Consider the following 11475-nt stretch of genomic DNA (forward strand, 5'->3'; position numbering starts at 1 on the left):
TGATGGAAGTCAAGGACTCGTCGCAGTCATGTCCTAGGGTTAAAATGATCCGCGGTCCGGACCGCTTGCCGACGCATCGAACCACGCCACCAGGGATGACGGACGATTCTGCGACACAGGAACGGGTCTTCGCGGCGCTCACCGAGCCCGCCAGGCATCCGGGCGCGATCCGGATCGATACGCACGCCGCCTCGGTTTTCCTCGAGGGATCGCGCGCGCTGAAGATCAAGCGCGCGGTCCGGTTTCCGTTCCTCGACTACTCCACCCTCGCTAGGCGCAAGGCGGCCTGCGAAGAGGAGATCAGGATCAACCGCCCCCTTGCGCCGCAAATCTATCATCGCGTCGTGGCGATCACACGGGAGGCTGATGGATCGGTGGAGATCGACGGCCCCGGCCAACCGATCGAATATGCGGTCGACATGTCTCGCTTCGATGAGAGCCGGACGCTGGACCATTTGGCCAAGGCCGGCCCGCTGGACTCGGCTCTCGCCTCGGCCATTGCCGAGGCGATCACGGCTTCGCATGCATCGGCGCCCGGCGCCGACGGCGATGCATGGGTCTCTTCCATCCCTGCCCTGATCGACGGAAACAGCAAGGGTTTGCGGAACGGCAACCATTTCGACGCGGCAGAGGTCGATCGGCTTGGCGATGCCACGCACAAGGCGTTTCTGCGCACCCGCTCCCTGCTCGAGCGACGCGGACGGCAAGGCTTCGTCCGCCGCTGCCACGGTGACCTGCATCTTGCGAATATCGTGCTGGTCGACCGGACTCCGGTGCTGTTCGATGCCATCGAGTTCGACGCACGGCTTGCAACCGTCGACGTGCTCTACGACCTCGCATTCACGATCATGGACCTTGTGTTCCATGGCCGGACCGAGGCTGCCAATATCGTCCTGAACCAGTATCTGATCGCGGCCCCCATCGAGACTCTCGATGCGCTGAGCACGCTTCCTCTCTTCATGTCCATTCGCGCCGCGATCCGGGCCCAGGTCGCCTTGGCTCGGCTGCAACGGGCCGATGCCGACGGCCCCCGAATCCAGGACGAGGCCGACCGCTATTTCAAGCTGGCCGTGACGCTGATCCATCCTGCCGCCCCGCGTCTCATCGCGGTCGGCGGACTGTCAGGCACCGGCAAGAGCGTCCTTGCCCGCGCGCTGGCGCCCGCGGTGGCTCCGCAGCCGGGGGCCGTGGTGCTACGCAGCGACATCGTTCGCAAGCAATTGTTTCGGGTCAATCACACGGAACGGCTGCCGCCGTCGACCTACCGGCCCGACGTCACGGCACGCGTCTATGAGACGCTGGCGCAGCGCGCCCGGCAGGTGCTCGCGCAAGGCCACTCCGTGATCGTCGACGCAGTCTTCGCGCAGGAGTTCGAACGCGACGCGTTTGCCGCCTTGGCCCGAGAGCACAATGCGCCCCTGCACGGTCTGTTCCTGGTCGCGGATCTTGCGACGAGGCAGGCGCGAATCGGTAACCGCCAGGGCGATGCATCGGACGCGACGCAAGAGGTTGCCGCGCTGCAGGAGAACTATAATATCGGCCATGTCGGTTGGGCGACGATCGATGCATCCGGGACACCCGAGCGGACCCTGCAGCACTGCCGGGACGCGATCGCTGAAGTAGGCAAGGCAATCTGATTGGCGCGGGCAAGGATGTCGCGACCCACCACGACCCCGACGGCGACCGCTCACACCCGACCGGCGGCGCGGCGCAATGCTCTGCCGGGCCGCCTGAGCCCGGGAATGGCCTGCGATACGGCATTTCGGATCATCGCCCGTCGTCACCTCGACGCCGTCATCGCCCAGCATGACGGCACGTGCCGCGGCGATCCCGAGGCGCTGCACCAGATCCGAATCGCATTGACGCATCTGCGAACGGCCATTCGCTTCTTTTCGCCCATGGTCGACGACGCGCTGCGAGCCGGCGTCTGGGCAGAACTGAGGTGGCTGAACAACCAGCTCGGCATGGTGCGCGACCTCGACGTCGCGATTGAACGCGTCGTCGCTGCGACCAGCAACGAGCTTGCCGTGATCGCCGAGCTCCGGGCCTGGGACGAGAAGCGCGCCGAAAGCCACCGCCTCCTGACGCGCGCGTTGCAATCGGCGCGATACCGCCGCCTGATCGATCAGACCTCGGCCTGGATCAAGAGCGGCCCATGGTCGACCCGGCGCAGCAAGGAGACCATCAGGCTGCGTCGCTGCTCGCTTGCCGACCACGCGTCGGCCCAATTGGCGAAATGGGAAAAGACGCTGCTCAAGAAGGCCCGGAAGCTGGCAAAGCTCGACATCGAGAAACGGCACAAGCTGCGGCTGCTCAACAAGCGGCTGACCTACTCGATCGAATCGGTGGAAGACCTGTTCGCCGACAAATCGCTGGAGAAGCAGAAGGCCGTTCTCAAACAGTTGCGCAAGGCGCAGCGGTGCCTCGGACAGCTGAACGACGATGCGCGGGGCCAGGCCCTCGCTGCCTCCCTGAATGGAGCCGGTCCCGACGCGGCCGCTCACTTCCACGATCGCAAGCGCGAAAAGCGTCTGCTTAGAACCGCGATGGCCGCTTACCGGAAGCTGGACAAGACCAAGCCTTTCCGCTCGTCCGACCTCGGACCCGCTCTGGAAGCCGACGACTAGCTGTGGACGTAATCTCCCGGCGCATCGGGCAGGCTGTCGACGTCTCCGAGGCCGATCCCCGGCGGCGCGCAGGCTGCGCCAGAGCGCGCGGCAAGCCACTTCGTCCATTCCGGCCACCATGAGCTCTGGACATGCGGCGCCCGCTCGAGCCACTCCTCCCGGCCGACATAGGGCTCATCGGCGGCCTTGGTCATGACCTGATAGCTGTGTCCGGGTTCGTCCGGCGGTGCGACGACTCCGGCGTTGTGACCGCCGCTGGTCAACAGGAAGGTCACATCGGCATCGACCTGATAATGGATCTTGTAGACCGATCGCCACGGCGCGACGTGATCTCCCAGCGTTCCAACCACGAACATCGGCGTATGGATGTCTGACAGCGAAACGCTCCTGCCGCCGACGCGGTAGCGGCCTTCGGCCAGATCGTTGTCAAGGAACAGCCTGCGCAGATATTCCGAATGCATCCGATAGGGCAGCCGCGTGGCGTCGGCGTTCCAGGCCATCAGGTCGCTCGGCGGCGCCTGCTCTCCCATGAGGTAGTCGTGCGACAGCCTCGACCAGATCAGGTCGTTGGAGCGAAGCAACTGGAAGGCGCCGGCCATCTGCGTCGTATCGAGATAGCCCCGCTCCCACATCATGTCTTCGAGAAAACTGATCTGGCTCTCGTTGATGAAAAGGGTCAATTCGCCCGCTTCCGTAAAGTCCGTCTGAGCCGCCAGAAGCGTGACGGTGCCAAGGCGATCATCGCCGTCACGGGCCATCGTGGCGGCGGCGATCGACAGCAAGGTGCCACCCAGGCAGTAACCGAGCGCGTGTGTCTTGCGGCCAGGCACGATCCGGCCGATCACGTCCAGCGCGGCCATCACGCCCAGCTTGCGATAGTCGTCGAAGGCGACGTTCCGGTCCTTGGCGCCCGGATTGCGCCAGGAGATCGCGAATACCGTGAAGCCCTGGCCGGTCAGATAGCTGACCAGCGAATTCCGCGGCGACAAATCGAGGATGTAGTATTTCATGATCCAGGCCGGCACGATCAGGATCGGCTCGGGCCGGACCGTCTCGGTCGTCGGTTGGTACTGGATCAGCTCGATCAGATCGTTGCGGTAGACCACCTTGCCCGGCGAGGCCGCGACCGATTTTCCGACCACGAACTGCTCGTCGCCTGACGGCTTCGCTGCTGACAGTAGGCGGATCAAGTCGCTGCACCAATTCTGCCAGCCGAAGACAAAATTCTCGCCCCCGCTCTGGAAGGCCTTTTCGAGCACTTCCGGATTGGTCGCAGCGAAATTCGAGGGTGCCCACATATCGAGCATCTGACGCACCGAGAATTCGACCATGGCTTCATTCGCGCGCGAGACACCGCGGATGCCTGTGGTCGCATCGTGCCACCAGCGCTCTCCGAGCAGAAACGCCTGTGCAAGCAGATTGAACGGCGCGGTCTCCCATGGTCGCTCCTTGAAGCGGCGATCCCGCGCTTGCGGCCGGATCACGGACCAGGGTATGTGATCCGGCGACGTCACATGCAACGCGGCCTCCACGAAACGGGCACTCTCGTGAACGACATCGCGCGCGATCTCCATTCGGCGCTGCGGGGCCGCCACGAAATGGGAAATCCAATCGAGATAGGCGAGCGACAGTGCCACCGGCGAAATTCCGCCGGTGAGCCGCGCCAGCACCGCATGAGATGCGCGGTCGAGAGCATACGGCTCCGCCGGAGGATCAGCGTCGGTGGCCGCCTCTCGCGCCGGCGCTTCGGGGCTTCCCCGAGGAGATTCGACGCTGGTGGCGGGATCGGCGGAGAGTACCGGAGCCGGCGGCTCTGTCCGTGGAAATTTGTGCACGACGCTCATGATCGAAGTTCCCGCGCGCTTCTGGACTGTATCCGTCCCGGAATATGGCCGCGCGCTTCGGATGGGCGTTGAGCTGAATCAACTCGGAAAGACAATCACGATTGCTCAAACGAGAACGGCCGGCCGCGGCCGCTTGACCTGCATCAAACCGCGCCCCGGCGCCGGACCTAAGCTGATCCGATCGAAATTCGTCAAACCTGCGGAGTTTCTCCATGCGAGCCCACCAGATCATGACCCGGTCGGTCATCTCGGTTACCCCCGATACCAGTATCGTCGAGGCCGCGAACATCATGCTGCAGCGGCACATCAGCGGCCTGACGGTGGTCGACGAGGCCGGCAAGCTCGTTGGCGTGGTCTCGGAGGGAGATTTCATCCGGCGCAGCGAGATCGGCACTGGTCGCAAGCGAGGCCGCTGGCTGAGATTCATCCTCGGCCCCGGCAAATCAGCCAGCGATTTCGTCCACGAACATGGACGCAAGGTCTCGGAGGTCATGACCGCCTCGCCCGTGACCATCACCGATGATACCGCGCTCGCGGAGATCGTCGACCTCATGGAGCGGCACAACGTGAAGCGGCTTCCGGTCGTCCGGGCCGACAAGGTCGTCGGCATCGTCTCGCGTGCCAACCTGCTTCAGGCCGTTGCCGGCCTTGCCCGAGAGGTGCCCGATCCGACGGCCGACGACGACCACGTGCGCAGCCGGATCATCGATGTCATGGAGAAGAGCGATTGGTGCCCGTTCGGGCTGAACGTCATCGTCCGCGACGGCATCGTTCACCTCAGCGGCGTCATCACCGAGGAACGCGCACGGCAGGCGGCGATCGTCGCGGCGGAGAATGTCGAGGGCGTGAAGAAGGTGCACGACCATCTCTGCTGGGTGGACACCGTGTCGGGCGTCTACCTGAACTCCCCCGAGGACGATGATCTCGCCAAGGCAAGCTGAGCCCTCCCGAGCCGAGGAAGGGGCAGATGAGAAGCTGAGGGAAGATCAGCGAGTAATAACGGCGGTGGCCTCGATCTCGACGCGCGCCGCCTTTTCGACCAGGCGGACGACCTGGACCAGCGCCATCGCGGGATAGTGAGCACCGAAGGTCGCGCGATAGGCCTGGCCCAGCTCCTTCAGGCTGGCCAGGTATTCGTCCATGTCGACGACGTACCAAGTCAGGCGGACAAGGTGCTCGGGCCGCGCACCGGCCTCGGCGAGGATCGCGGCAATATTGCTCAGCGTCTGGCGCACCTGCGCGACGAAGCCGTCCGCCAGACGTTCCTCCGCATCCCAGCCGATCACGCCGCCGGTGACGACGATGCGCCCCTCCGCGGCGATGCCGTTGGCATAGCCTTTCGGCATCGGCCAGCCGGACGGCTGGAGGACCTGAGCGCCCCGCGGCGCGCCATCGGCTGCGGTCGGAAGCACGGCAAGCTGCGGGCTCTTCGGCGTCGTTGCGGACAATTCCCTATCCTTCTCTCATTCGGCTGCGACGCCCGATGACGTCACCGCAACCTGCGCCAGTTGCCGCAAGGCAAAGCGCTTCAACTTGCCGGTCTCGGTCTTCGGCAACTGCGTCACGAACTCGATGGCGCGCGGATACTTATAAGGCGCGATCTCGCGTTTGACATGTTCCTGCAATTCAGCCGCGAGCTGAACGTCCGGCGTGACGCCGGGTGCGACGACGACATAGGCCTTCACGATCATTCCGCGCGCTTCGTCCGGCGCACCTACGACGCCGCATTCGACGACGGATGGATGCGTCAACAGCGCCGCCTCGACGTCTGTACCAGCGATATTGTACCCGGACGACACGATCATGTCGTCGGAGCGCGACTGGTACCAGAAATAGCCGTCGCTATCCATCAGATAGGTATCGCCGGTGATGTTCCAGCCGTTCCGAACGTATTTGCGCTGACGTTCGTCCGCGAGATAGCGGCAGCCCGTCGGCCCGCGTACAGCGAGATTCCCCATCGTGCCCGGCGGCACGTCGTTGCCCTCGTCATCGACGATCTTGGCCTCATAGCCCGGCACGGGCTTGCCGGTCGCACCTGGCCGGATCTCGTCCTCGGTCGCGCTGATGAAGATATGCAGCATCTCGGTCGAGCCGATGCCGTCCATCAACTTGATGCCGGTGGCCTTGAGCCAGGCATCGAAGGTCGGCTTGGGCAAAGTCTCGCCGGCCGAGACGCATTTGCGGAGAGAGGAGATGTCGCGCCCCGCAAGCTTGCCGATGATCGCCCTGTAAGCGGTCGGGGCGGTGAAGCAAACCGTGATCTTGTATCGTTCGATCGCCGACAGCATGTCGTCCGGCGTCGTCTTCTCCAGCACGACGAAGGACGCGCCGATGTGCATGGGAAACAGCACGCCGCCGAAACCGAACGTGAAGGCGAGCGGCGCCGAGCCGACGAAGCGATCCTTCTGCTCGGCCCGCAGGATATTGTGCGCATAGCCGTCGCAGACCGCGAGCATGTCCCGGTGAAAATGCATGGTGCCCTTGGGATCACCGGTCGTACCCGATGTGAAGGCGATCAGGCAGACGTCGTCCGCAGCCGTATCGACGGCGTCGAACGCAGGACTTGCGTCCGCGACCAGCGCTTCGAGCGAGTCCGCAGCGCCGTTGCCCCAATAGACGACCTGCCTCAGGCCCGGAGCCGCCGCCTTCGTCCTTTCCATTTCTTCCGAGAGTTTTCCGTCGCAGAGAGCCAACGTGATCTCCGCCTTCTGGATCGGATATGACAGCTCCTTGGCACGGAGCAGCGGCATCGTCGCCACGACGATGCCGCCGGCCTTGATCACGGCGAGATAGGTCGCAACCATCATGGGGTTGTTGGCGGAACGCAGCAACACTCGCCCGCCGGTCACCAGACCTAGTTTGCCGACCAGCACGTTGGCGATGCGGTTCACGAGTTCCTGCAGCTCGCGATAGCTGTAGCTGACGGCGGGACTGATCACGCAAGGGGCGTCGCCATGGCCCTGCTCGACCCAGCGATCGAGAAAATAGCCGACGCAGTTCAAGCGCGACGGGTAGTGCAGTTCGGGCCGCGTGAAAATGAAGTCCGGCCAGAGATCACGCGGCGGCAGATGCTGCCGCGCGAATGTATCGGCATGGGCCGTCGCGGCGTTGCCGTCACCCGAACCCGACACTTGCACCTTGGCGGCGTTGGCCATCGCACGCTCCTTTCAGCATGGAAAGCACCCGGCAGCACTCTATGTGAAACATTTTAGGCTTAAAACAATTTGGCGCAATAGCGGATTTTAGGCAGGCCGTGCTTTTTCTGCGGACAAGGAAGCTGGCGAGCGCCCCGGGCTTTCAGGGCCGGCGGCGCGCAGCCGATTTCTGCGCCGACGCCTTCGTCTTGGCCAAAAGCCGCATCAACTCGCGGACATCTTTCGGAGTCAGGTCGGCAAAGAGGTCGGCGATCCAGCTTTCGTGCTCGGCTGCCATCCTGCGAAACTCCGCACGGCCAAGCTTGGTCAGCCGGATCACCTGGACCCTGCGGTCCGTCTCCGACGTACGACGATCCAGATGGCCGGACTCGACGAGACGCTCGACGAGACCCGTGACATTGCCGTTGGACACCATCATGCGCTTGGAGACGTCGGACAGGGTCATGCCGTCGGATGCCTTGTCGAGCTGTGCCATCAGGTCGAAGCGTGGCAACGTGACGTCGAACCGCTGCCGCAGCCGGCCGCGAACCTCGCCCTCGATCAGGGTCGTGCAGGTCAACAGCCGCAACCACAGCCGAAGCTCTTCAGCGTGATCCTCGGGAAGTTCGACGGCCTTGGTCTCGGAATCGAGCATCTTGATGCAATCACTCACGGCTGGCATTGGCGCCGGCGCGGATTCCCCAACGTTTTGAGCTTCAAATATATTCACGCGGGCCGCAAGTCCCAAGCTGCAACAATCGACCACATGCGAGATTCTTTAGGCTTCAAATAATTGGCGCGCCGCTTGCATGCGCCGCTCACGCGATGGCGGCGCCGCGAGCTTTCCTTGCCGGGGCAGCCATCATCGGCATAAGCTTCGATCGGCGTACACGGCTTGCGATGCAAGCCGATAGTCAGGGGGACAGATCATGAAGACGGAACTGACCTTGGCCGCGGCAACCTTGCTGCTCGGCACCGCACTGAACCCAGCCGCCGCCCAGGAAAAGATCAAGATCGGCGTGATCCTGACATTGTCCGGGCCCGCAGCCGCGCTCGGCCAGCAAGTCCGCGACGGCTTTGCCTTGGGCGTGAAAGACCTTGGCGGCAAGATGGGTGGCCGCGATGTCGAGGTGGTCGTCGCCGATGACGAGTTGAAACCGGATGCGGCCGTGACGAAGGTCAAGGGACTGCTGGAGCGCGACAAGGTCGACTTCGTGGTTGGTCCGGTGTTCTCCAACATCCTGCAGGCGATCCACCGGCCCGTCACGGAATCGAAGGTGTTCCTGATCAGCCCGAATGCCGGTCCCTCGACCTATGCCGGCAAGGACTGCAGTCCGTTCTTCTATGTGACGTCGTATCAGAACGATCAGGTCCACGAGATCCTCGGCAAGGTCGCGCAGGATCGCGGCTACAAGCGCATGTACCTGATGGTGCCGAACTATCAGGCCGGCAAGGATTCGGTCGCCGGCTTCAAGCTCGATTACAAAGGCGAGATCGTCGAAGAGTCCTACATGCCGCTCAACACGCTGGACTTCCAGCCGGAGCTCTCCAAGATATCGTCACAGAAGCCCGATGCGCTCTTCACGTTCATGCCCGGCGGCCTCGGCGTCAATCTCGTCAAGCAATACCGGCAGGCCGGCCTTGCCGATACCATTCCGGTGCTTTCGGCCTTCACGGTCGATGAATCGACGCTTCCGGCACAGCAGGATGCCGCCGTCGGCATGTTCGGCGGAGCGAACTGGGCGCCCAATCTCGACAATCCCCAGAACAAGAAGTTCGTCGCGGCCTATGAGGCCGCCTATAACGGCGTGCCCGGCACCTACGCCTTCCAGGCATATGATGCCGCGATGCTGATCGACAGCGCGGTCAAGGCTGTGAAGGGCGACCTCTCCAACAAGGAAGCGGTCGCGACCGCCTTGAAGAAAGCCGATTTCACCTCATTGCGCGGCGCCTTCAAATTCAACACCAACGGATATCCGATCCAGGATTTCTATCTGACCAAGGTCGCCAAGCGTCCGGACGGCAAGTTCCAGACCGAAATCGTGCAGAAGGTCTTCGAGAATTACGGCGATCGCTATTCCAAGGATTGCAAGGCGACAAACTAAGCCGCCGAGAATTACGGGAGGAAGCAATGAAAGGCGAAATCACCGGCATCACGAGAGCCAATGAAGGTATTCAGGGCATTTCCTGGAACATTCTCGGCCAGACCTATGTGCCGAAGAGCAACACCGAACACAGCTTTTCCTGGCACGCGACGCTGCCTCCGGGCACGTTCGTGCCGCCGCACATCCATCCCGACCAGGACGAGTATCTCTACATGCTGGAGGGCAAGCTCGACTTCTTGCTCGGCAATTCCGAGGCGCAAGCGACGCCCGGCGATTTGATCCGGCTCGGCATGGGCGTGCCCCACGGCATCTTCAACAAGTCGGAGCAGACCGCGAAGGTGCTGTTCTGGGTTTCGCCAACCCGCAAGCTGTTCGACCTGTTCTGGGGCCTTCACAACATGAAGGAGCAGAAGCCGGAAGACGTGGTGGCGATGGCCGCCGAGTTCAACATCCACTTCCTGCCGCCGCCTCCCGGCGGCTAGCGGCTAGATCAGGCGCGCACCGCCGCAAGTCCCGGCACCGCAGCGAAGCCTGCCTTGGTGGCATAGCCGCGCACGATGGCTTCACGCTGGGAATAGCTCAGCACGTTGTCGACGTTGTCGAACCCGTCGGGCGCGAGCTGCTCGACGGCGTCGATCACTCCTTCGGGACCGCCGCGCCGGTTGGAGCGAACGATGTCCGCCGTCATCGGCAGACGCTTCTTCTCATATTCCACCAGCGCCTGGCGCGGATGCTCGGCGCGAACCAGAGCATCGGCAAGACAGCGCGCATCGAGGATCGCCTGCGAGGCTCCGTTCGATCCTACCGGATACATGGGATGCGCGGCGTCGCCGAGCAGCGTGACCCGCCCCGACGACCAGTAAGGCAAGGGGTCGCGATCACAGGTCGGATATTCGTAGAACTCGGGCGTCGCGGATATCAGGCTCCTCACGTCGATATAGGGGACGGAAAAGCGTGCGACATGCGGCATCAGTTCCTCACGCCGGCCCGGCCTCGACCAGTCCTCTTTCCGCGGCGGTGGTACATTGCCCTCGCCCACTTTGACCAGCACGGCCCAATTGGTCAGACGGCTCGCCGGGCTCGATCCCTCCGCGATCGGATAGATCACCACCTTGGCATTGAGGCCACCGGCCACGATCATGGACTTGCCGGTGAGAAAGAGCGGCCAGTCGCGCGCGCCGCGCCACAGCATCAGACCGTTCCAGCATGGCGGCCCTTCGTTCGGGAACAACGTGTCACGGACGCGCGAATGAATGCCGTCCGCACCGACCAGGATGTCGCCACGCGCGGTGTGGATATGCGCGCCGGTCCGGTCGAAGAAATAGGCCGTGACGCCACCTTCGTCCTGCGTAAACGCGCCGAGCCGGCAGCCGGTATGGATTGCGTCCGGCCCAAGCCGCTCCTCGACAGCGCGATGAATGACGCCCTGAAGGCGGCCACGGTGGATCGAGAATTGCGGCACGTCGTGACCGGCGTCCACGCCACGGGCCTCGCGCCACACCTCCTGGCCATGACGATTGAGATAATAGAGCTGGTCGGTGCGGATGGCGACGTCGTCCAGCTTCTGGAGCAGGCCAAGTCCAGCCAGCTCGCGCATGGCATGCGGCAATGTGTTGATACCGACGCCGAGTTCGCGGATGGTATCGGATTGCTCGAAAATCTCGCAACCGATGCCGCGGGCCCGCAGCATCAACGCGGTGGTGAGACCACCGATACCGCCACCGACGATTATCGCTTTCATCGCCCTCACTCCACTCGAAACACT

10 protein-coding genes are annotated in these 11475 nt (G+C 63.4%); 5 read left to right on the forward strand and 5 right to left on the reverse strand.

Features of this window, described 5'->3' with window-relative positions; genetic code table 11:
* The first annotated feature begins 95 nt into the window (after nucleotides 1-95).
* The gene (locus QM712_RS27005; RefSeq protein WP_415026198.1) at nucleotides 96-1637 is read left to right on the forward strand and encodes an AAA family ATPase; all 1542 of its coding nucleotides are present in this window, start codon (nucleotides 96-98) and stop codon (nucleotides 1635-1637) included.
* A gap of 15 nt (nucleotides 1638-1652) precedes the next feature.
* The gene (locus tag QM712_RS27010; protein WP_415026199.1) at nucleotides 1653-2627 is read left to right on the forward strand and encodes a CHAD domain-containing protein; all 975 of its coding nucleotides are present in this window, start codon (nucleotides 1653-1655) and stop codon (nucleotides 2625-2627) included.
* On the opposite strand, the gene QM712_RS27015 is transcribed toward QM712_RS27010, so the two are convergent.
* Nucleotides 2624-4471 carry a PHA/PHB synthase family protein gene (locus QM712_RS27015; RefSeq protein ID WP_415026200.1) on the reverse strand — a complete coding sequence of 616 codons (1848 nt, stop codon included), beginning with the start codon at nucleotides 4469-4471 and terminating at the stop codon, nucleotides 2624-2626. The genes QM712_RS27010 and QM712_RS27015 overlap by 4 nt on opposite strands.
* 212 nt (nucleotides 4472-4683) lie before the next feature.
* On the opposite strand from QM712_RS27015, the gene QM712_RS27020 reads away from it, so the two are divergent.
* Nucleotides 4684-5412 (forward strand): CBS domain-containing protein, encoded by a 729-nt coding sequence (locus tag QM712_RS27020; protein ID WP_415026201.1) that lies wholly within the window; start codon nucleotides 4684-4686, stop codon nucleotides 5410-5412.
* A gap of 45 nt (nucleotides 5413-5457) precedes the next feature.
* Here the strand turns inward: QM712_RS27020 and QM712_RS27025 are convergent, their stop codons facing one another.
* The 3 genes from QM712_RS27025 to QM712_RS27035 all read right to left on the reverse strand — a co-directional run bounded on the left by QM712_RS27025 (nucleotide 5458) and on the right by QM712_RS27035 (nucleotide 8287).
* Nucleotides 5458-5919, reverse strand: a complete 462-nt coding sequence (locus QM712_RS27025) for a RidA family protein (RefSeq protein ID WP_415026202.1) — start codon at nucleotides 5917-5919, stop codon at nucleotides 5458-5460.
* A gap of 15 nt (nucleotides 5920-5934) precedes the next feature.
* Nucleotides 5935-7626: a benzoate-CoA ligase family protein gene (locus QM712_RS27030; protein WP_415026203.1), complete on the reverse strand. Its 1692-nt coding sequence runs from the start codon at nucleotides 7624-7626 to the stop codon at nucleotides 5935-5937.
* A 142-nt stretch (nucleotides 7627-7768) separates the two neighbouring features.
* Nucleotides 7769-8287: a MarR family winged helix-turn-helix transcriptional regulator gene (locus tag QM712_RS27035; protein ID WP_415026204.1), complete on the reverse strand. Its 519-nt coding sequence runs from the start codon at nucleotides 8285-8287 to the stop codon at nucleotides 7769-7771.
* 247 nt (nucleotides 8288-8534) lie between these two features.
* Here QM712_RS27035 and QM712_RS27040 point away from each other — a divergent pair, with 247 nt between their 5' ends.
* Nucleotides 8535-9710, forward strand: coding sequence for an ABC transporter substrate-binding protein (locus QM712_RS27040; RefSeq protein ID WP_415026205.1), 1176 nt, complete (start codon nucleotides 8535-8537; stop codon nucleotides 9708-9710).
* Between the two features lie 26 nt (nucleotides 9711-9736).
* Nucleotides 9737-10192 (forward strand): cupin domain-containing protein, encoded by a 456-nt coding sequence (locus tag QM712_RS27045; protein ID WP_415026206.1) that lies wholly within the window; start codon nucleotides 9737-9739, stop codon nucleotides 10190-10192.
* Nucleotides 10193-10200: 8 nt separating this feature from the next.
* Here QM712_RS27045 and QM712_RS27050 read toward each other — a convergent pair whose 3' ends face one another.
* Nucleotides 10201-11451 carry a flavin-dependent oxidoreductase gene (locus QM712_RS27050; RefSeq protein ID WP_415026207.1) on the reverse strand — a complete coding sequence of 417 codons (1251 nt, stop codon included), beginning with the start codon at nucleotides 11449-11451 and terminating at the stop codon, nucleotides 10201-10203.
* Nucleotides 11452-11475 lie beyond the last annotated feature (24 nt).

Source organism: Bradyrhizobium sp. (genome assembly GCF_047605465.1).
In the GTDB taxonomy this organism is placed as follows: Bacteria; Pseudomonadota; Alphaproteobacteria; order Rhizobiales; family Xanthobacteraceae; genus Bradyrhizobium.